The organism is Micromonospora sp. NBC_00421 (genome assembly GCF_036017915.1).
GTDB lineage: Bacteria > Actinomycetota > Actinomycetes > Mycobacteriales > Micromonosporaceae > Micromonospora.
This window is the reverse complement of sequence record NZ_CP107929.1, coordinates 1,188,073-1,212,746: the sequence shown is the minus strand read 5'-3', so window position 1 is coordinate 1,212,746 and position 24,674 is coordinate 1,188,073. Positions and strand designations below refer to the sequence as shown.

Here is a 24,674-nt window from a genome sequence, read left to right as displayed (position 1 = left end):
GACGTCTCCGAACGGCCGACCGTCATCGTGCGCCTCCACCGGGTAACGTGCGGCCCACCTGGGACGCAGCCGGAAAATGCCCCTCTCCCCCTGGACGAAACATGGCACTGCCCACACCGCCACGCGCGACACGCAGGCGCCCGCGTCGTCGACGATCCGGTGGTCGTCGAGAGGTCGGCGGAGCGGGGCGTCGAGTCCGACCGCCACCACCGTACGTGAGCAGGTGGGGACCGAAAGCAGCGTCCGACGCTGGGCTTGCGCGGCTCACTAAACCGGTCTAGCGTCCCTCCGCAGTGAGTTTTGTTACGTCGATGTGAATCGAGTAAAGCCGGATTGTGACCGAGGGGGTGCCGCGCGTGAGACCGAGCCGACCGACCATCGCCGACGTCGCCCGGGCGGCCGGGGTGTCCAAGGGCGCGGTGTCCTTCGCTCTCAACGGACGCCCCGGGGTGGGCGAGGAGACCCGGACCCGGATCCTCGCGGTGGCCGCGTCGCTGGGCTGGGCACCGAGTCACCGGGCCCGGGCCCTGTCCGTCTCCCGGGCGTTCAGCGTGGGCATGGTGATCGCCCGGCCGCCCGAACTGCTCGGGGCCGACCCGTTCTATCCGTCGTTCATCGCCGGCGTGGAGCGGACCCTGGCCGACCGCGGGCAGGCCCTCGTACTCCAGGTGGTGCCGGACCTCTCGGTCGAGGAGGCCAGCTACCGCCGGCTCGCCAACGCCGAACGGGTCGACGGCGTGTTCGTGCTCGACCTGCGGCTCGGCGACCCACGGATCGCCCTGCTGGCCGAGTTGCGGCTGCCCGCCGTCACCATCGGTCGGCCGGACGTGCCGAGCGACCACCCCGCCCTCCTGGTCGACGACCGGCCCGGGGTCGCCGCCGCCGTGAACCACCTGGTGGAACTCGGGCACCGTCGCATCGCCCACGTGTCGGGGCCGCTGCACTTCCTGCACGGCTCCGTCCGCCAGCAGGCGTGGGAGCAGGCCCTCGCCGCCGCCGGCCTGCCCACCGGCCGGTCCATCGAGTCGGACTTCTCGGCGGCCGGCGGCGCGCAGGCCACCCGCACCCTGCTGGAGGGCGACGACCCGCCCACCGCGATCGTCTACGGCAACGACCTGATGGCGATCGCCGGCCTCTCGATCGCCGTCCAACAGGGCATCCGCGTGCCCGACGAACTGTCGATCACCGGCTTCGACGACACGGAACTCGCCGGCTACGTCAATCCCGCCCTCACCACCGTCCGCACCGACCCCTTCGGCTGGGGTCGGGCCGCCGCGGACGCCCTGCTCGACCTCATCGACGGCAAACCCGAAGCGGACATCCCCATCCCGCCCGCGCGGCTGATCGTGCGGGGATCGACGGCACCACCGCCCATACCACCCTCCTGACCCCACACCGCTGCACCCGCACCGCCGACGGCCACCGGCCCGGCGGGCGGACGAACCTGACCCCGTTCCCGGATCGGAGAAGACATGAGACGGACCATTCCCGCCGCCCTGTTGACCGTCGCCCTCGCCGCCACCGCCGGCTGCGGCGACTCCGGCGGCGGCGACGCCGGCAAGGCCAACGCCGCTCGCGGCCCGATCACGGTCTGGCTGTCCAACAACGCCGAGGAGGTCGCCTGGGGCAAGGCGATGGTGCAGGCGTGGAACACCCAGCACGCCGAGGAGCAGATCACCGCCCAGGAGATCCCGGCCGGCACCAGCTCCGAGGAGGTGATCGGGGCGGCCATCACCGCCGGGAACGCCCCATGCCTGATCTTCAACACCGCCCCGGCCGCCGTGCCGCAGTTCCAGAAGCAGGGCGGCCTGGTCGCGCTCGACTCCTTCGCCGGCGCGACCGATTACATCACCGGGCGCACCGGCGCCAACGCCGGGCAGTACACGTCGCCGGACGGCAAGTTCTACCAGTTGCCGTGGAAGTCGAACCCGGTGATGATCTTCTATAACAAGAAGATCTTCGCCCAGGCCGGCCTCGACCCGGAGAAGCCGCAGCTGGCCACGTACGACCAGTTCCTGGCCGCCGCCCGGAAGATCAAGTCTTCAGGTGCCGCGCAGGCCGCGATCTACCCTGCGCCGACAAGCGAGTTCTTCCAGTCCTGGTTCGACTTCTACCCGCTGTTCGCCGCCGAGAGCGGCGGCAAGCAGCTCCTCGACGGCGGCAAGCCGCAGTTCGACTCCCCCGAGGGACAGCGGGTCGCCGAGTTCTGGAAGACCCTCTACGACGAGGGGCTCGCCCCCAAGGAGAAGTACAACGGCGACTCCTTCGCCGACGGCAAGGCCGCCATGGCGATCGTCGGCCCGTGGGCCATCTCGGTCTACCGCGACAAGGTCTCCTGGGGCGCGGTGCCGGTGCCCACCTCCGCCGGCACGCCCGCCGACCAGGTGAAGACGTTCAGCGACGCCAAGAACGTCGCCATGTACTCGGCCTGCCAGAACCGGGCCACCGCATGGGACGTGCTGAAGTTCGCCACCAGCAAGGAACAGGACGGCGCGCTGCTCACCGCCACCGGCCAGATGCCGCTGCGCGCCGACCTGCCGGCCGCCTACCCCGACCACTTCGCGAAGAACCCGGCCTACCAGGGCTTCGCCCAGCAGGCCGCGCGCACCGTCGAGGTGCCCAACGTGCCGAACTCGGTGGCCATCTGGCAGGCGTTCCGCGACGCGTACACCGAATCGGTGATCTTCGGTAAGAAGCCGGTGTCCGACGCCCTCTCCGCCGCCGCGGAGAAGGCCGAGCAGCTCGCCGCATCCTGATGGCCACCGCCCACGCCGCAGCCGCCACCGACGCCGGGCCGAAGGCCGGCGGCGGGGGCACCGGACGCCGCGCCCCGCGCGGCCGGGTGGCGGCGGTGCTCGGCCGCCACCCGGTGGGCCTGCTCCTGGCCGCGCCGTACGCCGTGTTCGTCGCCGCGGTCTTCGCCTACCCGCTCGGGTTCGCGATCTGGATGAGCTTCCACGACTACTTCTTCGCCGCGCCCGGGGCGGTGGTGGACCGGCCCTTCGTCGGGCTCGACAACTACCGCGCGGTGCTGGTCGACCCGCAGGTGCGCCAGGCGTTCGGCAACATCGGCGTCTTCCTCGTCATCAACGTGCCGCTCACCGCCGTGCTGGCCCTGCTGCTGGCGGTGGCGCTGAACAAGGCGGTGCGGGCACGGATGTTCCTGCGGGTGGCGTTCTACGTCCCGTACGTCACGGCGAGCGTCGCCGTGGTCGGGGTGTGGCTGTTCCTGTTCAACTCCGAAGGGCTTGTCAACCAGCTGCTCGGACCGCTCGCGCCCGACCCGTCCTGGCTGGTCAACGAGGGCCTGGCGATGCCGGTGATCGCCGTGTTCGTGGCCTGGAAGCAGCTCGGCTTCTTCATCCTGCTCTACCTCGCCGCGTTGCAGAACGTGCCGAAGGAGCTGTACGAGTCGGCGGCCGTGGACGGGGCGTCGGCGTGGGCCCGGTTCCGGTCGGTGACCGTACCGGCGGTACGCCCGGCGACCGCCCTGGTGGTCATCCTGGCCACCATCACCGGCGCGAACCTGTTCACCGAGCCCTACCTGCTCACCGGCGGCGGCGGCCCGAGCGGGTCGTCGGCCTCCCCGGTGCTGGTGATGTACCAGCGCGGCATCCAGCAGGGCCAGCCCGACGTGGCCGCCGCCATCGGCGTGCTGCTGGTGATCGGCGTGCTGGTGATCTCGGCGATCAACCGACGGCTGCTGGAGAGGGACTGACATGGCAGGCACACCCGGGAAGCGCGCCACCGGCGGTCGGCTGACGACGGTACTGCGCACCGTCGCGCTGTTCGGCGGGGCGCTGGTCTTCCTGTTCCCCTTCTACTACATGTTCGTCGGGTCGTTGCAGGCCGAACCGGACACCTCCCCGGCCGGGGCGTTCCCCACCTCGGGGCTCACCCTGGACAACTACCGGGACATCAACTCCCGGGTGGACCTGCTCGGCTCCCTGGTCAACTCGGGGATCTTCACCGGCGGGGTCATCCTCGGCACTGTGGTGTTCGGCCTGCTCGCCGGCTACGCGCTGGCCCGGCTGCGGTTCCGCGGCCGGGGGACGCTGTTCGCGCTCGTGCTGCTGGTGCAGGTGATCCCGTTCCAACTGCTGCTGATCCCCCTGTACGTGCTGATCGTGCGCGGTTACGGGCTGGCCGACTCGTACCTCGGGATGATCCTGCCGTTCGCGATCAACACCACTGCCGTGTTCGTCTTCCGGCAGTTCTTCCTGCAACTGCCCGACGAGCTGTTCGCCGCCGCCCGCATCGACGGCGCCGGTGAGCTGCGGGTGCTCTGGTCGGTGGCACTGCCGCTGGTGCGCCCGGCGCTGCTGACCGTCGTCCTGCTGACCTTCATCGGCCCGTGGAACGAGTTCCTGTGGCCGTTCCTGGTCACCAAGCAGGCCGACATGCAGCCGCTGGCGGTCTCGCTGGCCAACTACATCAGCAACGTGGCGGCCCGCGCCGCCAACCCGTACGGGGCGGTGCTGGCCGGGGCGTGCGTCCTGGCCGCCCCGGCGGTCGGCCTGTTCCTGGCCTTCCAGAAGTACTTCGTCTCCACCGACATCGGTTCCGGAGTGAAAGGCTGACGATGACTGTCTCCACCACCGTCCCCTACACCCTGACCAGGATCGGCGTCGTGATGACGCCCGAGCCCGGCCAGCCCCTGGAGGCCGAGGGGGTGTTGAACCCGGCCAGCGGCCGCACCCCGGACGGACGGCTGCACCTGCTGCCCCGGCTCGTCGCCGAGGGCAACGTGTCCCGGGTCGGCCTCGCCGAGGTCGAGCTGCGCGACGGCGTACCGGCCGGGGTCCGCCGCGACGGCGTCGTCCTGGCCCCCGACGAGGGCTGGGAGCGGGGCAAGAACAACGCCGGGGTCGAGGACCCCCGCACGACCTGGGTGCCGGACCTGGGCCGACACCTGATGACGTACGTCGCGTACGGGCCACTGGGCCCGCGCCTTGCCCTGGCGGTGTCGGCGGACCTGCGGCACTGGCAGCGACTCGGGCCGGTGCAGTTCGGCTACCAGCCCGACCTGGACACCGACCTGAACATGTTCCCCAACAAGGACGCCGTGTTCTTCCCCGAACCGGTGCCCGGCCCGGACGGGCGGGACTGCTACGCGATGCTGCACCGTCCGATGTGGGACCTCGGCTGGTTCCGCCCCGGCGAGGGGGTGCACCTGCCGGCCGGCGTCACCGACGAACGGCCCGGCATCTGGATCTCCTACGTGCCCGTCGACGAGGTGCGCGCCGACATCGGGGCGCTGGTGCGGCTGCGCGGGCACCGCTGCGTGGCGCTGTCGGAGTTCCCGTACGAGGAGCTGAAGATCGGTGCCGGTCCGCCGCCGCTGCGGGTGCCCGAGGGCTGGCTGCTGATCCACCACGGGGTCACCGGCGAGATCCCCGAGGGCTTCGACCCCACCACCCAGCGCGTCGAGTACGCCGCCGGGGCGATGCTGCTCGACCCGGCGGACCCGTCGCGGGTGCTGGCCCGTACCGCCGAGCCGATCCTCGTGCCGGAGCTGGCCGAGGAGCGCAACGGCACCGTGCCGAACGTGGTGTTCCCGACCGCCGTCGAGGAGGTCGACGGCGTCCGTTACGTCTTCTACGGCATGGCGGACTCCCGCATCGGCGTGGCCCGGCTGGACCGGCTGCCGTGACGACACCCCCGTCCCGACCGCACCGAGGAGCCACAGTGAAGCGCCGCACCCTGCTGCTGGGCGGGCTCGCCCTGAGCACTCCCCTGCTCGCCGGCACCCCCGCCGGGGCGGCCCCCGCCACCAGGTCCACCGCCACCAGGTCCACCGCCACCGGGTCCACCGCCACCGCGCCGGCTGCCGGGGCGCTGACGAACCTCTCGCACCTGGACTTCCTGCGCCAGGCCGTCGCCCCGCCCGCGCTGGAGGGGCACACCACCTACCGGCTCGCCGAGTCCCCCGAGGTCGGCATGCTGTGGACGTACGCCGAGCCGGGACCGGACGGGAACCTGCGCCGGGTCGGCGGCGGGGCGTACGACCCGGCCACCGACACCTGGGGGCAGGGCGCGTACAACGCCGACGACGTGGCCCGGGCCGCCGTGGTCTACCTGCGGCACTGGACGCAGACCGGGTCGACGGGCAGCCGGGACGTCTCCCGGGAACTGCTGCGCGGCCTGACCTACCTGCAGACGACGACCGGGCCGCACGCCGGCAACGTGGTGCTGTGGGCGCAGCCGGACGGCACCCTCAACCCGAGCGCCGAGCCGGTCGAGCTGCCGGACCCGTCCGACAGCGGCCCGTCGTACTGGTTGGCCCGCACGGTGTGGGCGCTCGGCGAGGGGTACGCCGCGTGGCGTACCGCCGACGTCGGGTTCGCCGGCTTCCTGCGCGAGCGCCTCGACCTGGCCATCGGCGCGCTGCAACGGCAGGTCCTCTCCCGGTACGGCACCTTCCAGACCGTCGACGGCGAGCGCACCCCCGCCTGGTTGATCGCCGACGGGGCCGACGCGACGGCCGAGGCGGTCCTCGGGCTGGCCGCGTACGTGCGGGCCGGCGGCGGGGCGACGGCCCGCCTGGCGTTGCGCCACTTCGCCGCGGGCATCGCCGCGCTGGCCGGCGGCGACGCCCGGCACTGGCCGTTCGGGGCGGTCCGCCCGTGGGCGCTGTCGCGGTCGATGTGGCACGGGTGGGGCTCACAGATGCCGGCCGCGCTGGCCGCCGCCGCGCGGGTGTCGGGCGACCGGCGGCTGCTCGACCCGGCGGTGGCCGACTCCGCCGTCTTCACCCCGTGGCTGCTCACCTCCGGCGGCCCGGACAACGGGCGGATCCCCACCCCGGTGGACCGCAGCCAGATCGCCTACGGGGTGGACTCCCGCCTGCAGTCGCTGCTCGCCGTCGCCGACGCCACCGGACGCGGCGGCTTCGACCAGCTCGCCGGGGTCGTCGCCGCCTGGTACTTCGGTGCGAACCCGGCCGGCGTGCCCGCGTACGACCCGGCGACGGGGCGCACGATCGACGGCATCTCCGGCGACGGGACCATCAACCGCAACTCCGGCGCCGAGTCGACGATCCACGGCCTGCTCAGCATGCTGGCCCTCGACGCCCGACCGGAGGTGGCCGCGGCGGCCCGGCAGGGTCGGATCGTGGAACGTGTCGGCACCCGCGTGGTCGAGGCCGAGCAGGGCACCCGCGAGGGTGGGGCCACAGTGGTCACCCCGCCGTCGTCGTGGAACGGTGAGTCGTCGATCAGCGGCGGGTCCCTGGTCCGGATGCCCGCCGGGTCGACCGTCCGCTGGGAACTGCCGCCGTCGCCCCAGCCGGAGCTGGTGCTGCCGGTGGTCGACCTGACCCCCGGCGCGTCGGCGGTCACCCGCTGGTCCGCCCTGGCCGGTGACGGCCGGACGTCGCCGCTGGGCCAGGTGCGGCACGGGCAGACCGGCGCGCAGGGCACCTCCCCCGCCCCCGGGGCGCTGCTGCCGGTGACCCTGTCCGGGGCGGGCGAACTGCCGGCGGGGGCCACCGCGCTGGCGGCCACGGCCACCGGCGACGGCGCGGTGGTCGACGCGGTCATGCTGGAGCCGCTGCTGTCCCGGTTCGTCGTCGCGGGCGACGGCCACGCCACGGCGGTGCTGCGCAGCGCCGCCCGCGCCCCGCGCACCACCACTGTCACCCTGCCCGGCACGGGACCGGCCGTCGTCGAGTCGTACGACCCGGCGGGGGTGCGCCGGTCGCGGACGGTGGTGTCCGGCGCGACCGTGCCGGCACGGGTCCTGCCGGGCGGCTTCACCGTCGTGCGGCGCTGACGCGACCTGCGGCGGGACCGCGATGGTGCGGTCCCGCCGCAGGCGGGCTGGCGACGCAGCTCGCCGCCGGTCTCGGGGCGGGCGCCGTGACCCAGAGTCGTACGCCGGGGCGCCTCCGCCGGTCGAGCCACCGACCGTTGCCGGCGCGCAGGCCCTGATCGAGGCCGCACGTGACGTCGACGGCGGCCGGCGCCCGGTGGCCCGCTCGTGACGGCAGCCGAGGACAAGCTGGAACTCGTCGCCGCCGGTCAGGCGGTGGCCATCGTGCCCGGCGGCATCCGCGGTCTGCGCCCGGACCTGACCACCGTGGCGCTGGAGGGCATCGCCCCCGGCCACGTGGTGCTCGCCACCCGATCCGGTGACCGGTCGCGTCTGCTGGCCGAGTTCAGCAAGGCGGCCCGACGCCATCTGACCGGGCCTCAGAACGACACCCGTCCGTCGCCCCTTTGTCCCCCGAAGTCCGATACCGTGGACGGACAGCGCGCAGAGTCATGACTACCACCACCGATCCCTCCCGGAACTCCCGACGTCCGCGCCCGGCCCGTGGACCGGACGTGACCTGACCGGCCGCCCGACACCCCCACTGCCAGCCGCCGGTGGCGCAGCTCGGCCCTGACGGCCCGTCCGATGGAGACGGCATGACACGTCCCGATCCCGTCCGCCTCGTCGCACCCCTACTGCTCGTCCTCACCCTGGTCGCCGGCCTGCTCGCCGCGCCGGCCGCACCGGCGCACGCCGTACCGGCCAAGAACCCGCCGCTGACCACCCCCTGGACCGCCCAGGCACTCGACGGCACGCCACTGCCGGAGTACCCGCGACCGCAGATGACCCGGTCGGACTGGCTCAACCTGAACGGCGAATGGCAGCTACGTCAGTCCGCCACCGACGACGCCCCGCAGTTCAACGCCGATCTGCCCGAGCGGATCAACGTGCCGTTCCCGGTGGAGAGCGCCCTGTCCGGCGTGCGGCGCGCCGCCGGGGACAACCGCAACTACCTGTTCTACCGCCGTACCGTGACGGTGCCCGAGAACTGGAACGGACGCCGGGTGCTGCTCCACTTCGGCGCCGTCGACTGGCAGACCACCGTCTGGGTCAACGGCGTGCCGGTCGGTGGCCACACCGGCGGCTACGACGCCTTCAGCTTCGACGTCACCGCACCGTTGCGGGGCGGCGCGAACGAGATCGTGGTGAAGGTGTGGGACCCGACGGACAGCCGGCAGAACGGCAGCCTGCCGCCGATCGGCAAGCAGACCAAGCAGCCCGGCGGGATCTTCTACACGCCGAGCTCCGGCATCTGGCAGACCGTGTGGCTGGAACCGGTGCCGACGGCCTCGATCAGCAGGGCCGACCTCACTCCGCGCCTGACCGACAACACCCTGCGCGTCCGGGTCCTCACCCGGGGAGACGTCAGCGGTCACAGCGTCCTGGCCGAAGCGCTCGACGGCACCACCGTGGTCGGCTCCGCCACCGGCGGTCTCACCGAGTTCGCGGTGCCCGTGCCGAGCGCCCGCCGCTGGTCGCCCGACGACCCGTTCCTCTACCACCTGCGCATCACCCTGCGTAATGCCGCAGGTGCTCAGGTCGACCGGACCACCCACTACTTCGGGATGCGCGAGATCAGCACCGGCATGGTCGACGGTGTCCTGCGACCCAAGCTCAACGGCCAGTTCGTCTTCCAGACCGGCACCCTGGACCAGGGCTTCTGGCCGGACGGGCTCTACACCGCCCCCACCGACGCCGCGCTCGCGTTCGACCTGCAGAAGCACAAGGACCTGGGCTTCAACATGGTGCGCAAGCACATCAAGGTCGAACCGCAGCGCTGGTTCTACCACGCCGACCGGCTCGGTCTGCTGGTGTGGCAGGACGTCCCGTCCCTGACCGCGCAGGACATCAACGCGACCGACGCGCAGCAGGCGCAGCTCGAAACCGAGGCCCGCGAGATCGTGGACGAGCATCGCAGCTCACCGGCCGTCGTCACCTACACCGTCTACAACGAGGGGTGGGGTGAGCGGGCGCTGGCCGACACCCGCCGGGTCGCCCAGGCCGTCAAGACCCAGGACCCGACCCGGCTGGTCAACGCGCACAGCGGCCACAACTGCTGCCAGTCGTCGGGTGATCCCGGCAACGGCGACATCGACGACTGGCACGTCTACCTGGGGCCGGACTCGCCGGTGCCGTCGAGCAGCCGGATCGCCGTGCTCGGCGAGTTCGGCGGCCTCGGCCTGCGCGCGTCCGGACACGAGTGGAGCCCGAACGGCAGCTTCTTCGCCTACGAGTGGCAACCGAACTCCACCGCGCTGACCGACCGCTACGTCGGCCTGGTGCAGGGCACGCAGAACCTCATGCTCGGCAAGGGGTTGAGCGCCTCGGTCTACACCGAGATCGCCGACCAGGAGGGTGAGCTGAACGGATTCCTCACCTACGACCGGCAGGTGGTCAAGATGGACCAGGCCCGGGTACGGGCGGCCAACCTGGCCCTGATCAACGCGTCCAGGACGATCGGCAGCTCGGCGCCGGTGGCGCTGCCACTGAACACCCGCCGTTCCCTACAGGTGACGACCCCCGGGTACACCAACCGGTTCCTGCGACACCGGGACAGCCTCGCCTATACGGAGGTCGTGGACGCGAACAGCTCGGCGGTGCTCAGGAGCGACGCGACGTACACCGTCCGGGCGGGTCTGGCCGACGCGGCGTGCTATTCGTTCGAGTCGGTCAACTTCCCCGGGCAGTTCCTCAGGCACCAGGAGTCGCGCGTGCGCAACTCGCCGAACGACGGCTCGGCGCTGCTCCGCGCGGACGCCACCTGGTGCGCCCGGGTCGGGGTCAGCGGAGGCGGGGTCTCGTTGGAGTCCTACAACTTCCGCGGCAGATACCTGCGGCACTACGACTCGGAGGTCTGGCTGAGCAACGGCACCGGCGGCGCGGCGTGGAACACACCCGTGCTGTGGGCCGCGGACAGCACCTGGAACATCACGACACCCTGGGCACCGTGAGCGGGGCGGTCCAGGGCGCCGGCACCGCGCCGACACCCTGGACCGCCCCGTGGCACGGCGCGAGTCAGCCGATGCGGAACTGCTCGCCGTAGACGGCGAAGACCAGCGGCGTGTTCAGGTCGAGGTTGCCGTTGTCGAGGAACACCCGCTGTGCCGTGTCGACGCGGGAGGTGTCCGAGTGGGCCTCCTCCTTCTTCATCTCGACGACCCGCTCGTCGAGGAACGCGTGGAGCCAGGTCCGCTCGTTGCCACCCTGCGCCGGGGGCTTCGCCCGGGTGAGGGCACGGCTGCGGATCTGACGCATGCCCTCGTACCCGTGCATGACCGCCGCGTCGTAGTAGGCGAACTGGCCGAGCGCCCGGACCCCGTCGTTCTTCCCGTCGCGGACCGACGGGGTGAAGTAGACCCGGTCCCGTTCGGACTCCTGGGCGGCGCGGAACACCGGGTCGTTGGCGGCGGTGCGCCAGTCACGGGGGTAGTTCGGGTCGAGACCCGCGTGCGACGCGGTGCCGTTGACGGCGCGCAGCGCCGGCAGGTAGCCGGCCAGCACGTTGCCGGGCTTGGTGTTCGTGTACGCCTGGACCAGTTCGAGCATGTCGCCGGTGCCGGAGCAGAAGCCGATGATGCCGGCGGTGTAGCCGCGGCCGTCGCCGATGTCCTCGATGTAGGAGAACTGGGCGCGCCAGTCGAGCGAGGAGTTCTCCGCCGCCGAGACGAGCTGCATGGCGACGTCCTTCTTCGCCGGGTCGTCGAGGTTGGTGCCGGCCGGGGCGGTGGCGGTCGGGGTGGGCGTGGGGGTGCCGCCACCGGGAAGGGTCCACTGCTGGTTGGTGGTGCCACCGCAGGTCCAGATCTGCAGTCGGGCACCGTTCGCGCTGCTCCGGTCGGTCACGTCGAGGCACTTGCCGGAGGCGGTGTTGACCAGGGCGCCTCCGCTGGCGGCGGTCCACTTCTGGGCGCCGGTGCCGTTGCAGTCGTACAGCTGGATCTTGGCGCCGTTGGTGGTCGACGCGGCGGTGACGTCGAGGCACTTGCCGAGCGCGCGGATCGAGCTGTCGCTGTTGCCCACCGTCCACGTCTGGGCCGCCGTGCCGTTGCAGTCGTAGAGCTGCACCGCCGTGCCGTTGGCCGGGTCGGCGCCGGCCACGTCGACGCATCTGCCGGCCAGACCGGTGATCGGGCCGGCGGTCGCGGCGCTGGCCGACGGCAGGCCGTAGCCGACCGCCGCGATGCCGGTCAGCAGGGTGCCCACGGCGTAGGCGACTGTTCTTCTGCGCACCATGGCGTTTCCTCGGGGAAGGGGCGGCGGGCCGCCAGCCGGTCGGTGCCCAGGCTCGACGTGCGCCCGGGCGGGCACCACAGGAATCAGGAAACTATATTAACTGGTCGTGGTGGGTCAATCGGCTGCCCATCAGGGGTCCGGGTGATCAGGTCAGACCGTGACGACCGCTGCGCCGGATCCGGGCGACGAGGCCCGACGTTCCACCGACCCGGCAGTGCGACAGCGGCGACCCGTTGCTGCATATTCCAGGACTGACAATTGCGTCGGAAGATGTTGTCAGGCGAGAGAGCGGAACACCGGAGCCGGCCCCGGCGTCGAATCCGGTTTCCGACAGTACAACCTCCGCCAAGCGCCCCTACCGGGCCCGTCATTCATCAACGCCAAAGCGTAACGTGATGAATGACTCGTTGCGCGCATGTAACCGGCCTGGATCGAAGGAGTCCGCACCATGTCCGAGCAGTACTCGCGGCGCTCCTTTCTCAGCGGGGTGCTGACCTGCGGCGCGCTGAGCGCCTCAGCGGTCTACCTGCTACCCGGCGGACATCGCCCACCACCGGTCGAGCTCCGACTCGCCACCGGCGCCGACCCCACCGGGGCCCGCAAGCTGCTGATGGACATGTGGAACCAGGCCAACCCCGACACCCCGGTCCGGTTCACCGACGAGGTCGAGGGCGGATCCGGCGACGAACGCAAGAGACTGTTGACGGCAGCCCAGAACGGCAGTGCCGACATCCTCAACCTGGACATCGTCGACATCCCCGAGTTCGCCGCGCAGAAGCTGATCACCCCGATCCGGCTGACCGACCCGAACTTCCTGACGTCGGTGAAGGATCTCCACCAGGTCGCCGACGCCCCGAACAGCTACTGGGCCGCGCCGCTGAACACCGATGTCGGCATGTTGTTCTGGCGCAATCCCGCGGCCGAGCAGCCCGACAAGGTGACGTTGTCGCTCGTGCTCGACACCTTCGCCACCGCCGGTAAGCGCTCGTTCGTCGGCCAGCTAAGTCCCAACTCGTCGAACTACAACGAGGGTTTCCTGGTCAACGTCCTGGAGCACGCCATGTCCGTGGACCCTGAACTGCTGAGCGCGAACGGCGAGATCCTGTTCGAGCTGAAGCCCTGGCAGAAGGCGCTGCAACCGTTGCGGGCGGCCATCGAGGCCAAGAAGGTCACGCTCTCCAGCGACGAGAACGCGAGCCTGAACACGTTCGTGCAGGCCAGACCGACGTTCATGCGTAACTGGCCGGTGAAGTACCGCGAACTCCAGCAGCGTAAGGACCCCGACCTGTTGGCCGGAAAGATCCAGGTGGACCCGCTGAGGCCCGGGGTGCTCGGCGGCCAGAGCCTCGCACTCGTGCGCACCTGCCCCCACCCCGACCACGCCCTCCGGTTCATCAACTTCATGACCGGCGCAGCAGCCCAGAAGATCCTCGCCGGGCACGGCTTCGCCCCGACCTTGGCCGACGCGTACAACGACAGGAACCTCCAGGCGGTCATCCCACACCTGGAAGCACTACGGGGTGCGGTGGAGAATGCCCGGCCCCGGCCGATGCACCCCGAATACCGCGCGTTCGCCGAGGTCTTCGTCGACCACACCAACCAGATGCTGACCGGTGAGTCCGACCTGACCTCGGAGTTCATCGCCGCCATGAAGGCGGCACTCGAATAACCGGAGACGGGGTGAAGGAGGATCCATGAAGGTCGAGCCGTGGCAGGTGCCGATCCTGGTGATGGCCGGCATCATCCTGGCGGAGTTGGTGATCAGGGTGATCCCGCGCCGTTGGACGGCGCACCTGGCCAAGCAGCAGGTCCGCACCGTGGCGCTCGGCGGGCTGGCGGTCCTGATCATCGTCGTCGGGGTGTTGGCGCTCGGCCCGGACCTGGCCGACCAGCTCGCCAGCGTGGCAGCGGCAGTCGCCGGGCTGGTCGCACTCTGGCTGACCTACCGGTCGTACCAGTTGCAGACCGCCGCGAGCCCCGACGCTCCGACCAATGTCGGGCCGGCCGACCCGGAGGCCGCGAGCACCGGCAGTCAGCCGACCGCGCGGTAAGGGGCTGTTGCGTCGGCGGGTCGGTGGGCACGCCGAGCCTCACCCGAGACGGCACCGGTTGCCAGCGGATCCCTGCGGCGCTAGGTTGATCCTCTATCGACGAACGTCTACATAGGTGCCGGGAGCCGCATGTCCACGTCTGTCACTCGCCGCACCGTCCTGGCCGGCGGCGCCGGCGCCGCTGTCGGCCTGGCACTGCCCGGCCCTGCCGCCCACGCCGACGGCCACCGTCCCACCGGTGTGAGCTTCACCCTCGACGCGCGGACGCTCGACGGCGGCGAACAGGTCACCTCGGTCACCCTCGACACCGGCCGGCTCGGGCCGATCGACCCCGCCGGGCTCCACCCCGGCACGTTCACCGTGCACGCCAAGGCCACCAGCCCGATCCCGATCGCTCCCGGCGATCTGATCTTCAGCGAGTACGACCTGGACCGCACGGTGACCGCAGCCCGGCTCGACCGGCACGGAAACATCGTGCTCGACCTGAGCCATGCCGAAGGTCAACTCGGCGGTGGCACCCTCGGCTACATCGTGAGCAGGGGCCGCAACGTCCGGCTGGACCTCGTCTACACCATCAGGCAGAACATCCCGCTCGTCCGGCGTCACGGCCCACCGGTCACCATCACCGGCTTCGCGCAGGGGCGGCTGTCGAACCCCGAGGTGGACGCCTTCAGCCACCACGTCTCGGGCTCGGGCCTGAAGTACCGGTTGTACTCCCCGAAGCGGTCCCCCCGCCGCGGTCGGCTGCCGCTGATCCTCTGGCTGCACGGTGCCGGCGAGGGCGCCTCACTGCCCGACGACTACTACGACAACGAGACCACGCTGCGCGCCAACCGCGGCGCGTTGGGCTTCGCCACCCCGGAGGCGCAACGGATCTTCTCCGACGCGTACGTCGTCGCTCCCCAGAGCACCTCCTACTGGATGGAGGACGGTCCCCGGTTCGCCCCGCTGATCCGCGAGATCGTCGAGGACCTCGTCCACCGCGAGCGCGTCGACCCCGACCGGATCTACGTGGCCGGGTGCAGCAACGGCGGCTACATGTCCCTGGAGATGACCGTCGCCTGCCCCGACCTGTTCGCCGCGTCGGTGCCGGTCTGCGGCGTCGTCGAGCCACTCGGCGGAGAGGGCCCGCCGCTGATCACCGACGCGGAGCTGGCGAAGATCCACACCCCGACCTGGCTGGTCACCTCACGCGACGACGACACCGTGCCGCCCGAGACCAACACGGTCCACGCCCACCACCTCATCCCGGGATCACTGATAACCCTGTACGACCACGTCGTCTGGGACGGCTACCGGTTCCCCGGTCACTGGTCCTGGATCTACGTGGCCCGCAACGACCCGAGCCTCGACGGCACCCGCATCTGGCAGTGGATGGCCCGCCGCCACCGGTGATCCGCCGCCTCCGCGCATGCCGGCCGGCTGCTGCCGTCCGGCACGCCCATCGGGTCGAAGCCGGGCCGTCCACCCGCAGGTGCACGGGGGTGCCGCCCCCCGCACGGTGATCAACCCTCGACGGAGACGTGCTGCCGGCAATCTTGCTTCATTTATATACAGGCATCTATTCTTTGACCGCCCATCGACCGCCCCATCCAGGCAGTCGAGTATCGTCGAATCGCTTCGACAACCCAGCGTGACGGTTGGTTCGAAGACAGGAGATGCTCGTGAAGTCCACACTGAGAAAGGTCCAGTTCGCCTTGCTCTCCGGCGTACTGGCGCTGGCCGGATCCACAGCCGTGCTGGCGAGTTCCGCATCGGCTGACAGCATGGCCCCACTGAACGCCACCCAACTCGTCGCCGACATGGGGGCGGGCTGGAATCTGGGGAACGCCCTGGAGGCCAACGCCAACGGGATCCCCAGCGAGACGGCCTGGGGCAACCCGGTCGTGACGCAGGCCTTCATCGACCGGGTGAAGGCGGCGGGATTCAAGACGATCCGCATCCCGGTCTCCTACCTGGGAAACATCGGGTCCGCCCCCAACTACACGATCAGCTCCGCCTGGCTGAACCGGATCAAGGAAATCGTCGACTACGCCTACGGTCGCGGTCTGTATGTGCTGATCAACATGCATGGCGACGGCTACAAGACCATCACCGGCTCGTGGTTGATCTGCGACTCGTCCAACCAGACGACGATCAGGGACAAGTACCAGAAGGTCTGGCAGCAGATCGCGACCAGGTTCCAGAGCTACGGCGAGCACCTCATCCTCGAGTCCATGAACGAGGAGTTCGACGGACAGTACGGCAATCCCACCCAACCGTGCTACTCGAACATCAACGCCTACAACCAGATCTTCGTGGACACGGTCCGCCGGACCGGCGGGAACAACACCTCCCGCTGGCTGCTCGTCCCCGGCTGGAACACCAACATCGACTACACCGTGGGCAACTACGGCTTCGTGCTGCCGACGGACCAGTACCGGTCGACGTCCGTTCCCGCCAACGAGCAGCGGCTCATGATCTCCGTGCACTACTACGACCCCTGGGACTTCGCCGGCGAGGAGAACGGCACCATCACGCAGTGGGGGCCGGCCGCCACCAATCCGGCACGGAAGTCGACCTGGGGCCAGCAGGACTTCATGGACGCGCAGCTGAAGAAGGTACGCGACACCTTCGTCTCGCGTGGCTACCCGGTCTTCGTCGGTGAATACGGTTCGGTCGACAAGACGGCCGCCGACTCGACGAACAACCGTTACCGCGCGGACTACGCGCGCACCCTGGTGTCCACCGCCAAGAAGTACGGGGCGGCCACCGCCTACTGGGACAACGGCTACAACGGGGCGTACGGGTTCGGGCTGTTCAACCGCAGCAACGCCACGGTCACCCAGCAGGGCATCATCGACGCCATCATGAGCGGCGTCGGCAGCACCACCCCGACGACGCCGCCGACCACCACCCCACCGACCAGCACCCCACCGACGACCACCCCGGCACCGACCACCGCCGCGCCGACGACCACGCCGCCGTCGGGCGGGCGGTCCTGTTCGGCGTCGTACACGGTGACCGGCCAGTGGCAGGGCGGCTTCCAGGCCGAGGTACGGGTGACCGCCGGCAGCTCGGCGATCAGCGGTTGGACGGCGACCTGGACCTTCGCGAACGGACAACAGGTGACGCAGGCGTGGGGCGCGACGGTCACCGCCAGCGGCGCGACGGTCACCGCCCGAAACGTCGGTTACAACGGTGCGATCAGTGCCGGCGGGAGCACGACCTTCGGCTTCCTGGGATCGGCGAGCGGCACCAACGGCGTACCGTCGTTGTCCTGCGCGGCGAGCTGAGCCGGCCGTGACCGCGCGGGCCGGGTGTCACGGACGCCCGGCCCGCGCGGTCACGGCGGGCCGACCGCACCAGACGACCGACGCCGCGCCGGCTCTCCCCACGGCGGTGGTGGGAAGGGCCCGGCGCGGCGCACAGGCGTCACATGTAGAGGGTGTTGGGCTCCAGTCCGCACAGCACCCTGCCGTACAGCTCGGTGTTGACGTCGGGGACGACGAGGCCGTGCAGCGCGGCGGAGGTGATGTCCCGCACGATGCGCTGGATCGGGACGTCGGTGTAGATGGAGGTGCCGCCGCTGGCCATCTGGAAGATGTCGGCGACCTCCTTGGCCAGTCGCGCCGCTTCGCCCTGGTCGGCGCGTACCCGGACCCGCTCCTCGACCGTCCACGCCTCGCCGCTGAACGCCTTGTGGTCGACGACCTCGGCGATCCGCCGGGCGTGGAACACCGCCTGGTCGATCTTGTGGGTGGCGGAGCCGACCCGTAGGTGGGTCAGCGGGGCCTCGGCCTGGCTCGGGTAGTCGGTGTAGATGATCTTCCGGTCGGGCAACCGGTCGAAGAAGGTGTCCCGGGCCGCCTTCGCCAGCCCGGCCAGCATGCCGACCCCGGAGACCGCGGCGACCAGCGTGGCCGGAGTGGAGTAGATCGGGATGTTCCGGTTGGTCGCCGACAGCGTGTCCGGGCCCAGCGCGGCACCCAGCGGGATGACCCGCTCGGCGGGGAGGAAGACGTTCGTGGCCACCGTCGTGATGCTGCCCGAGCCGCGCAGCCCGGTGGTGTGCCAGTCGTCGACGAGCTCCATGTCGGACATCGGCACCATGGTCATGACCGGCTCCGGCTCGGCGCCGTCGCGCAGAATGACCGCCGCCGCCTCCATCCAGTGCGCGTGGTGCGCGCCACTGACGAAGGGCCACCGGCCGTTGAGGATGTAGCCGCCCTCGACCGGGACCATCGTGCCCTTGGGGGCGTTGGTGCCACAGACCCGCACGTCCGGAATCGAGAACACCTCGTCCTGCACCTCGTCGGGAAACATGCAGACCAGGTACGTGGGAATCCAGTTCACCATCGCGACCCAGCCCACGGAGCCGTCGATGCGGCCCAGCGCCGTGCCGACCTCGACAAGCGTCGCGCCGTCGCACTCGTAGCCGCCGTAGCGCTTGGGCACCCGCATCCGGAAGATGCCGGCCTCGGCCATCGCCTCGACCGTCGCCTCGTGCAGGCGGCGGTTCTCCTCCGACCAGGCCACGTGCTCCCGCAGCACCGGCTCGGCCTTGGCGACGCGGCTGAGGATCTCCTCGCGCGTGGGGGTTTCGGTAATCGTCACCAGTTCCTCCTTGGGCAGGCTCTCCGCCTCGTGGACCTTGTCCATCCCACGGTCGCACCCGTCAGCGCGCGGGCACTTCTTCCGTGTTGCGCCCGTGCCCTTCGCCCCGCCGGCGCGGTCGCCGCCGCACGGCAGGCGAGGTCGGCGACCCGGGTCAGGACGGCAGGCGCATGGTGCGCAGGAAGATCGGCAGCAGCCAGGGCCGCCGGCCGCCCACCCGCACCGCGCCACCGAGGACCGCGCGTACCCGGGGCACCCGACCGAACAGCATCAGCGTGAAGGTGGCCGGATCGAAGGAGAGCCGGACGTCGGGACGGCGCTTCGTCGGTGCCACCGTCACCCGGCCGTCGATCAGCGCCATGGTCACCTCGGGACCGAAGCGGTGCCGGAAGTTCACCGAGATCGGTCCGGGATGCGCCGGGCCGTCCCGGTCCAGCAGCCGGCCGTAGCCACGGCGGGTCATGCCGATCATGAACAGGTCGACGAAGAGCGCGGCGTCGGCGGGGTCGACGGCCCAACGTCGGCCGAGTGCCCGGGCGATGTCCCAGGCGTGCAGGTTCAGCTCGTTGAGCAGGTGGGCCAGCAGCCCGGCGACCGGCAGCCGGGCCCCGCCCAGCCAGGACACCTCGTGCTCCGGTCCGGCGTCGTCGGCCGCCCGCAGCACCTCCTCGACGTCGGCGCGCAACCTTTCGGCCAGCACCGGCAGCCGCCGCTCGGTGAAGTGCCGCAGCACCTCGGCGTTCATCACCGAGATCGTGTCGACGGTGGTGCGCCGGCGCAGCTCGAGCAGATCGGGCACCGGCAGGTCGGGTGGGGCGCTCCGGACCAGGGCCAGCCCCATCGCGGCGACACTGCACAGGTGGGCCATGGTGTCCGCCACCGTCCAGTGCGCGGTGGCGGGCCGATCCGGCGGGGCCTCGCCGACGAGGTCGAGCAGCCGCCCGAGGACGACGGGCACGGAGGTACGGACGCGACGCCACTGGTACGGAGTGACCGACATGAGTCCACCATGGAGGAGACGGGCACGCGGGCACTTGTTCGAGGTTGCCGTCCTGCCCGACGCACAGGGCAATCCGGAAGAAGGCAACGGGGGGTTCCGTCTCCACAATCCATCCATGACTGACACCGAAACAGTGCGCGCGGTCCAGCTCACCGCGCACGCCTATCCGCGCTCGCGCGGGCGGATCGTCCTGGGCGGCGTCGCGGCGGGAATCCTGCTGGCGGTGCTGTGGTCGTACGAGTTCGTCGACCACGTGATCGGCGACAACGTCGCCAACACCCTGCTGGGCCACGATGCGAAGGCCACCGCCATCGGTGGCACCGTCGCGGGTCTGGTCTTCGCGTTCGTCTCGGGCCTGGCCGGCACGTTCACGGCGTGCAACATCGCGATGGCCGCCGCGGTCGGCCCGATGAGCCAGGCCAGCGACGCCGATGCGACCCGGGCCGGGCTGCGTGTGCTGCTGCGGCCGGTCGGCTGGCTCACCGTCGGGATGGTGGCGGTCGCCGCGACGTACGGCTTCGTGGGCGTGCTGCTCGGCGACCGGCTGCCACAGTTGTCCACCGACACCGTCGGCGGGCTGCCGGTGCGCCTGGTCCAGTCGATGGTCGTCTTCGGCGTGATCGGGCTCGCCTTCGTCTACCTCGGTCTGGCCGCGCTCGGCACGCTGCCCGACTCGTTCGCGCGTCGCCCGGTCGCCCGGGTGGTGGTGCTCGGCGCGCTGGTCGGCGGGTTCCTCATCGGCCGGCCGTACCCGCTGTTCAACAAGCTCTTCCACTGGGCGGTGGAGACCGGCAACCCGCTGTACGGGGCGGGCGCGTTCGTGCTCCAGTCGCTCGGCAACATCGCCATCGTCACCGCGTTGTTCGCCCTGGTCATCGTGGCCACCCGGGGCCGGTTCGTGCGATGGCTCGCGGCCAGCCCGACCCGTACCGCCGCGGTGACCGGGGCACTGCTGATCGCGTTGGGTGTCTTCATGGTCGTGTACTGGGACGTGCGGCTGCCCGCGATGTTCGGCTACGGCTGGTTCCCCACCATGCCGTACAACGGATAGGACGGTGGTCGTGCCGGCGGGCGCGGCCCCGCGCCCGCCGGACCGGGGCGGGTCAGGCCGAGCCCACGTATCCGCCGACCTTGATTCGCTGCGCGGTCTCGGTGTAGGCCACCGGGTCCTCCGGCAGTCGGGTGCCGAGCCCGTCGACGTAGCGGTTGAACATGCAGAACGCGGCGGCGATCAGCACCGTGTCGTGGATCTCCAGGTCGGTCGCGCCCTCGGCGCGTGCCGCGTCGACAAGCGCGGTGCTCACCTGGCGCCCGCCGGACTGGACCGCGGCGGCGATCCGCAGCAGGCCGCGCAGCTTCGCGGAGACCTCGGCCGTGTCCGGGTCCGTCCGGACCTGGACCACCAACGGCATGCCGCCGTCGAGCTGGGCGGCGGCGAATGCCGAGTGCGACGAGCAGCAGAACGTGCAGTCGTTCAGCCCGGAGACGTACGCCGCGATCAGCTCCCGCTCGCCGGCGCCGAGAGTGGGGTGCGGGGCGTGCAGCAGCGCCTCGGCCAGGGCGTTGAGCGCCTTGGCGGTCTCCGGTCGGTAGTGCATGAGCCCGCTGATCCCCGGGTACTGCGTCTCGTCCAGACCCAGATCGATGTGTGCCACGTGTCTCTCCTCGGCGTGACAGGCCGCGGCCGGCGGCGACGCGGTCCTGCTGCGCATGCTGCCGGCCCGGCGGCCCGTCCGCTTCTTCGACAGTGCCCATCGCGGCCCGACGCTTCGGGTCGCGGGCTCTTCGAGAATGCCGTCCGCGAGGCCGGCACCTGGGCCGACACCTACGGTGACGAGCAGGGCACGGATGCGTATTGCCGCTGCGTAAGGGCCGCTGCCACGATCGGCACCATGGTCGACACGACGCACATACGGCAGGAGGCCCGGACGCAGGCCGGGCCCATGGTGGACCGACTCCGTCAACTCGTGCACGCCGAATCCCCGCCCGGGGCGGTGCGGCACCTGCACGCCTGCGCCGACCTGTTGGAGAGCTGGATCAGCCCGCTGCTGGGCCGGCCCGCCGTGCGGGTCGTGCGCGACGGGCTGCCGCACCTGCTCTGGCAGGCCGAGGACCAGCGGGTGCTGCTGCTGGGGCACTACGACACGGTGTGGCCGGAGGGCACCACGCGGGACTGGCCCTTCGCGCTCGCCGACCACATCGCCACCGGGCCCGGGGTGTGCGACATGAAGTCGGGCATCGTGCAGCTGGTCACCGCGCTGTCGCTGCTACCCGACACCTCCCGGGTGGGGGTGCTGCTGACCTGCGACGAGGAGAGCGGGTCTCCGACGTCCCGGCCGCTGATCGAGCAGCAGGCCCGGCGGTCGCGGGCGGTGCTGGTGGGCGAGCCGGCCACGGAGACCGGCGCGCTCAAGGTCGCCCGCAAGGGCGGTTCGAGGTACGACATCACCGTCCGCGGCCGGGCAGCGCACGCGGGCGTGGAGCCGCACCGGGGGGTGAACGCTGCCGTCGAGCTGGCCCACCAGGTCCTGGCCGTACGGGCGTTCGCCGCCGAGGGCACCAGCGTCACGCCGACGGTGCTCAGCGCCGGCAGCATCAGCAACCAGGTGCCCGAGTCGGCGACGTTCTGCGTCGACGTGCGCGCCTGGACGAGGGAGGAGCTCGACCGGGTGGACCGGCTGATCCACGCGCTGACCCCCCACCTGGCCGAGGCCGCTCTCGTGGTGGGCGGCGGGATCAACCGCTACCCGTTGCAGGAGGCGGTGGCCATGCCGCTGCTGGAGATCGCCCGGCGGGCCGGCCACGAGCTGGGCCTGCCGCCGCTGGAGGCCGCGCACGCCGCCGGCGCGTCCGACGCGAACTTCACCGGGTCACTGGGCGTGGCCACGCTGGACGGCCTGGGCGGGGTGGGCGGCGGGTCGCACGCCCGCAGCGAGTGGGTGGACGTGAGCCAGTTGCCCGACCGCGCCGCCCTGCTCGCCGCGACGATCGTCGGCGTCCTCGCCCGGCAGCGGCGGGGTCCGGTCGGCGCGGCCCGAGGCGTTCCCGCGCGCCTATGAGGCGCGTCGTTGCTGGCCACGGGCCGATCAGCCGTCCATAATGGTGTGTCATGACCCTCACCACGCCCCCGGCCGCCCCACCGCCCCGTTTCGGGGTGGAGGAGGAGTTCCTCGTCGTCGACGCCGTCACCCGGGCCCCGGTGCCCCGGGCCGCCGAGGTCGTGGCGGCGGCGTCCGCGTCGCTCGGGGAGCGGGTGTCGGGCGAGATCACCGAACTGCAACTGGAGACCCGGACCCACGCCTGCGGCACCCTCGGCGAGCTGACCGACCAGCTCGGCGAGGCCCGCAAGGTCGTCGCGGACTGCGCGCGGGCGGCCGGGCTGCGGGTGGTCGCCACCGGCACGGCCCCCGTCGCGGGGGCGGTGCCGCCGCCGATGACCGTCGGCCCGCGGCAGACCCTCGGCAACGAGATGTACCGGGGCCTGCACGACGAGCTGGCGTTGTGCGCGCTGCACGTGCACGTGGAAATGCCCGACCGGCAGCGTGCGGTGCTGGTCGGCAACCACCTGCGGCCGTACCTCCCACTGCTGCTGACCCTGACCGCGAACTCGCCTTACTGGGACGGCCGCGACTCCGGGTACGCGAGCTGGCGCACCACGGTCTGGGGCCGGTGGCCGGTGGCCGGGCCGCCGCCGGTGTTCGACTCGGCGGAGCACTACGACCAGGTGGTACGGCAACTGCTCGACGTCGGCGCGCTCGTCGACCGGGCCACCATCTTCTGGGACGTACGCCCCTCGGAGCGGTACCCGACCCTGGAGGTCCGGGTCGCCGACTCCGCCACCACCGCCGAGGACGCGGCGCGGTACGCGGCACTGGTGCGGGCGCTGGTGGTGCACCTGTCGGCCGCGGTGGCCGCCGGCGAACCCACCCCGCACGTCACCGGTGAGCTGCTGCGGGCGGCCTACTGGCGGGCAGCCCGCGACGGCCTGGACGGCGAGGGCCTGGACCCGCGCACGGGCAGGCTGCGGCCGACGACCGAACTGGTCCGCGACCTGCTGGCCACGGTCGAGCCGGCGCTACGCGCCCACAGCGACCACGACCCCGTCGGACAGTGGCTGGAGCGGCTCGGCGTCGACGGCACCGGGGCGCGCCGCCAGCGGGCCGTCGTCCGCGACGGCGGCACGCTCGCCGACGTCGTCGACGACCTCGCGGAGCGGACGGCGGGCTGACTGTTCGCGGGCGGCGATCTGGGCAATCACGCACAACCGGCGGCGGGTGGCGTGGGTGATGCTGGAGGGGCCCCGACCTGCCGATGGAGGCCCCCCGTGAACCAGATCGCGACCACCCCGTTCCAGCTGCAACGGCTGGATCCCACGTCGATGAGCCGCACCGCCCGGGACTTCGCCGACCGGATGGCGGCCCGCCGGTCGGTGCGGCACTTCTCGGCCGAGCCGGTGCCGCTGGAGGTCGTCGAGGAGGCCGTCCGGGCCGCCGCGACGGCCCCCAGCGGCGCCAACCTGCAACCCTGGCGCTTCGTGGTGGTGACCGACGCCGACCGCAAGCGGCGGCTGCGCGAGGCCGCCGAGGCCGAGGAGGTCGAGTTCTACACGCGCCGTGCCTCGCAGGAGTGGCTGGAGGCGGTGGCCCCGATGGGCACCGACTGGCAGAAGCCGTTCCTGGAGACCGCCCCCGTGGTCATCGTGGTGTTCGAGGTGCACCAGGGGCCGCACACCCCGAAGCCCTACTACGTCAAGGAGTCGGTGGGTATCGCCGTCGGGGTGCTGATAACCGCCCTGCACCTGTCCGGGCTCGCCACCCTCACCCACACGCCCAGCCCGATGCGGTTCCTCAACGACATCTGCGAGCGTCCGGGCGAGGAGCGCGCCTGCCTGGTGATACCGGTCGGCTACCCGGCCGAGGGGGTCACCGTCCCGCAGCTGACCCGCAAGAAGTTGTCGGAGGTCATGGTCCTCCGGTAGG

20 protein-coding genes are annotated in these 24,674 nt (G+C 71.4%); 16 read left to right on the top strand and 4 right to left on the bottom strand.

From position 1 onward, the window contains the following. The first annotated feature begins 356 nt into the window (after positions 1-356). The 8 genes from OHQ87_RS05660 to OHQ87_RS05625 all read left to right on the top strand — a co-directional run bounded on the left by OHQ87_RS05660 (position 357) and on the right by OHQ87_RS05625 (position 10,766). Positions 357-1,388, top strand: a complete 1,032-nt coding sequence (locus OHQ87_RS05660) for a LacI family DNA-binding transcriptional regulator (protein WP_328345570.1) — start codon at positions 357-359, stop codon at positions 1,386-1,388. An 84-nt stretch (positions 1,389-1,472) separates the two neighbouring features. Continuing rightward, positions 1,473-2,756: an extracellular solute-binding protein gene (locus OHQ87_RS05655; protein WP_328345569.1), complete on the top strand. Its 1,284-nt coding sequence runs from the start codon at positions 1,473-1,475 to the stop codon at positions 2,754-2,756. Then, positions 2,756-3,718, top strand: a complete 963-nt coding sequence (locus OHQ87_RS05650; protein WP_328345568.1) for a carbohydrate ABC transporter permease — start codon at positions 2,756-2,758, stop codon at positions 3,716-3,718. The genes OHQ87_RS05655 and OHQ87_RS05650 overlap by 1 nt, the downstream gene beginning before the upstream one ends. A 1-nt stretch (position 3,719) precedes the next feature. Continuing rightward, positions 3,720-4,580, top strand: coding sequence for a carbohydrate ABC transporter permease (locus OHQ87_RS05645; protein ID WP_328345567.1), 861 nt, complete (start codon positions 3,720-3,722; stop codon positions 4,578-4,580). 2 nt (positions 4,581-4,582) lie between these two features. Beyond that, positions 4,583-5,653: a glycoside hydrolase family 130 protein gene (locus OHQ87_RS05640; protein ID WP_328345566.1), complete on the top strand. Its 1,071-nt coding sequence runs from the start codon at positions 4,583-4,585 to the stop codon at positions 5,651-5,653. Between the two features lie 35 nt (positions 5,654-5,688). Next, on the top strand, positions 5,689-7,773 hold the full coding sequence (locus OHQ87_RS05635; RefSeq protein ID WP_328345564.1) for a hypothetical protein: 2,085 nt from the start codon (positions 5,689-5,691) through the stop codon (positions 7,771-7,773). Between the two features lie 207 nt (positions 7,774-7,980). Beyond that, complete coding sequence (locus tag OHQ87_RS05630) at positions 7,981-8,268, top strand: hypothetical protein (protein ID WP_328345562.1); 288 nt, start codon at positions 7,981-7,983, stop codon at positions 8,266-8,268. 143 nt (positions 8,269-8,411) lie between these two features. Next, positions 8,412-10,766: an AbfB domain-containing protein gene (locus tag OHQ87_RS05625; protein ID WP_328345560.1), complete on the top strand. Its 2,355-nt coding sequence runs from the start codon at positions 8,412-8,414 to the stop codon at positions 10,764-10,766. Between the two features lie 64 nt (positions 10,767-10,830). On the opposite strand, the gene OHQ87_RS05620 is transcribed toward OHQ87_RS05625, so the two are convergent. Then, a complete protein-coding gene (locus OHQ87_RS05620; RefSeq protein ID WP_328345558.1) occupies positions 10,831-12,048 on the bottom strand; it encodes a chitosanase in 1,218 nt (405 codons plus the stop codon). Between the two features lie 448 nt (positions 12,049-12,496). On the opposite strand from OHQ87_RS05620, the gene OHQ87_RS05615 reads away from it, so the two are divergent. From OHQ87_RS05615 to OHQ87_RS05600, 4 genes are all read left to right on the top strand, one after another. Further along, entirely contained in the window at positions 12,497-13,717 is a 1,221-nt protein-coding gene (locus OHQ87_RS05615; RefSeq protein WP_328345556.1) for an extracellular solute-binding protein, read from the top strand. Positions 13,718-13,742: 25 nt separating this feature from the next. Beyond that, the gene (locus tag OHQ87_RS05610; protein ID WP_328345555.1) at positions 13,743-14,099 is read left to right on the top strand and encodes a hypothetical protein; all 357 of its coding nucleotides are present in this window, start codon (positions 13,743-13,745) and stop codon (positions 14,097-14,099) included. Positions 14,100-14,228: 129 nt separating this feature from the next. Continuing rightward, entirely contained in the window at positions 14,229-15,494 is a 1,266-nt protein-coding gene (locus tag OHQ87_RS05605) for a prolyl oligopeptidase family serine peptidase (RefSeq protein WP_328345553.1), read from the top strand. Positions 15,495-15,763: 269 nt separating this feature from the next. Next, positions 15,764-17,374, top strand: a complete 1,611-nt coding sequence (locus tag OHQ87_RS05600; RefSeq protein ID WP_328345551.1) for a cellulase family glycosylhydrolase — start codon at positions 15,764-15,766, stop codon at positions 17,372-17,374. Positions 17,375-17,513: 139 nt separating this feature from the next. Here OHQ87_RS05600 and OHQ87_RS05595 read toward each other — a convergent pair whose 3' ends face one another. Both OHQ87_RS05595 and OHQ87_RS05590 read right to left on the bottom strand, forming a co-directional pair. Beyond that, positions 17,514-18,740 (bottom strand): acyl-CoA dehydrogenase family protein, encoded by a 1,227-nt coding sequence (locus tag OHQ87_RS05595; protein ID WP_442930686.1) that lies wholly within the window; start codon positions 18,738-18,740, stop codon positions 17,514-17,516. Positions 18,741-18,849: 109 nt separating this feature from the next. After that, positions 18,850-19,695, bottom strand: a complete 846-nt coding sequence (locus OHQ87_RS05590) for a maleylpyruvate isomerase N-terminal domain-containing protein (protein ID WP_328345547.1) — start codon at positions 19,693-19,695, stop codon at positions 18,850-18,852. 115 nt (positions 19,696-19,810) lie between these two features. On the opposite strand from OHQ87_RS05590, the gene OHQ87_RS05585 reads away from it, so the two are divergent. After that, on the top strand, positions 19,811-20,746 hold the full coding sequence (locus tag OHQ87_RS05585) for a hypothetical protein (RefSeq protein WP_328345545.1): 936 nt from the start codon (positions 19,811-19,813) through the stop codon (positions 20,744-20,746). A gap of 52 nt (positions 20,747-20,798) precedes the next feature. Here the strand turns inward: OHQ87_RS05585 and OHQ87_RS05580 are convergent, their stop codons facing one another. After that, positions 20,799-21,350 carry a carboxymuconolactone decarboxylase family protein gene (locus tag OHQ87_RS05580; RefSeq protein WP_328345543.1) on the bottom strand — a complete coding sequence of 184 codons (552 nt, stop codon included), beginning with the start codon at positions 21,348-21,350 and terminating at the stop codon, positions 20,799-20,801. A gap of 237 nt (positions 21,351-21,587) precedes the next feature. Between OHQ87_RS05580 and OHQ87_RS05575 the strand changes: the two genes are divergently transcribed. From OHQ87_RS05575 to OHQ87_RS05565, 3 genes are all read left to right on the top strand, one after another. After that, positions 21,588-22,754 (top strand): M20/M25/M40 family metallo-hydrolase, encoded by a 1,167-nt coding sequence (locus OHQ87_RS05575; protein ID WP_328345541.1) that lies wholly within the window; start codon positions 21,588-21,590, stop codon positions 22,752-22,754. Positions 22,755-22,804: 50 nt separating this feature from the next. Beyond that, on the top strand, positions 22,805-23,923 hold the full coding sequence (locus OHQ87_RS05570; protein ID WP_328345540.1) for a carboxylate-amine ligase: 1,119 nt from the start codon (positions 22,805-22,807) through the stop codon (positions 23,921-23,923). A gap of 150 nt (positions 23,924-24,073) precedes the next feature. Then, positions 24,074-24,673: a nitroreductase family protein gene (locus tag OHQ87_RS05565; RefSeq protein WP_328348755.1), complete on the top strand. Its 600-nt coding sequence runs from the start codon at positions 24,074-24,076 to the stop codon at positions 24,671-24,673. Position 24,674: the final 1 nt, after the last annotated feature.

What these genes read in the sequence shown, in the direction of transcription:
- OHQ87_RS05655 (WP_328345569.1), top strand. Translation starts at nt 1,473, where the DNA reads ATGAGACGGACCATTCCCGCCGCCCTGTTGACCGTCGCCCTCGCCGCC.
- OHQ87_RS05650 (WP_328345568.1), top strand. Translation starts at nt 2,756, where the DNA reads ATGGCCACCGCCCACGCCGCAGCCGCCACCGACGCCGGGCCGAAGGCC.
- OHQ87_RS05645 (WP_328345567.1), top strand. Translation starts at nt 3,720, where the DNA reads ATGGCAGGCACACCCGGGAAGCGCGCCACCGGCGGTCGGCTGACGACG.
- OHQ87_RS05640 (WP_328345566.1), top strand. Translation starts at nt 4,583, where the DNA reads ATGACTGTCTCCACCACCGTCCCCTACACCCTGACCAGGATCGGCGTC.
- OHQ87_RS05625 (WP_328345560.1), top strand. Translation starts at nt 8,412, where the DNA reads ATGACACGTCCCGATCCCGTCCGCCTCGTCGCACCCCTACTGCTCGTC.
- OHQ87_RS05620 (WP_328345558.1), bottom strand. Translation starts at nt 12,048, where the DNA reads ATGGTGCGCAGAAGAACAGTCGCCTACGCCGTGGGCACCCTGCTGACC.
- OHQ87_RS05615 (WP_328345556.1), top strand. Translation starts at nt 12,497, where the DNA reads ATGTCCGAGCAGTACTCGCGGCGCTCCTTTCTCAGCGGGGTGCTGACC.
- OHQ87_RS05610 (WP_328345555.1), top strand. Translation starts at nt 13,743, where the DNA reads ATGAAGGTCGAGCCGTGGCAGGTGCCGATCCTGGTGATGGCCGGCATC.
- OHQ87_RS05605 (WP_328345553.1), top strand. Translation starts at nt 14,229, where the DNA reads ATGTCCACGTCTGTCACTCGCCGCACCGTCCTGGCCGGCGGCGCCGGC.
- OHQ87_RS05595 (WP_442930686.1), bottom strand. Translation starts at nt 18,740, where the DNA reads ATGGACAAGGTCCACGAGGCGGAGAGCCTGCCCAAGGAGGAACTGGTG.
- OHQ87_RS05590 (WP_328345547.1), bottom strand. Translation starts at nt 19,695, where the DNA reads ATGTCGGTCACTCCGTACCAGTGGCGTCGCGTCCGTACCTCCGTGCCC.
- OHQ87_RS05585 (WP_328345545.1), top strand. Translation starts at nt 19,811, where the DNA reads ATGACTGACACCGAAACAGTGCGCGCGGTCCAGCTCACCGCGCACGCC.
- OHQ87_RS05575 (WP_328345541.1), top strand. Translation starts at nt 21,588, where the DNA reads ATGGTCGACACGACGCACATACGGCAGGAGGCCCGGACGCAGGCCGGG.
- OHQ87_RS05570 (WP_328345540.1), top strand. Translation starts at nt 22,805, where the DNA reads ATGACCCTCACCACGCCCCCGGCCGCCCCACCGCCCCGTTTCGGGGTG.
- OHQ87_RS05565 (WP_328348755.1), top strand. Translation starts at nt 24,074, where the DNA reads ATGAGCCGCACCGCCCGGGACTTCGCCGACCGGATGGCGGCCCGCCGG.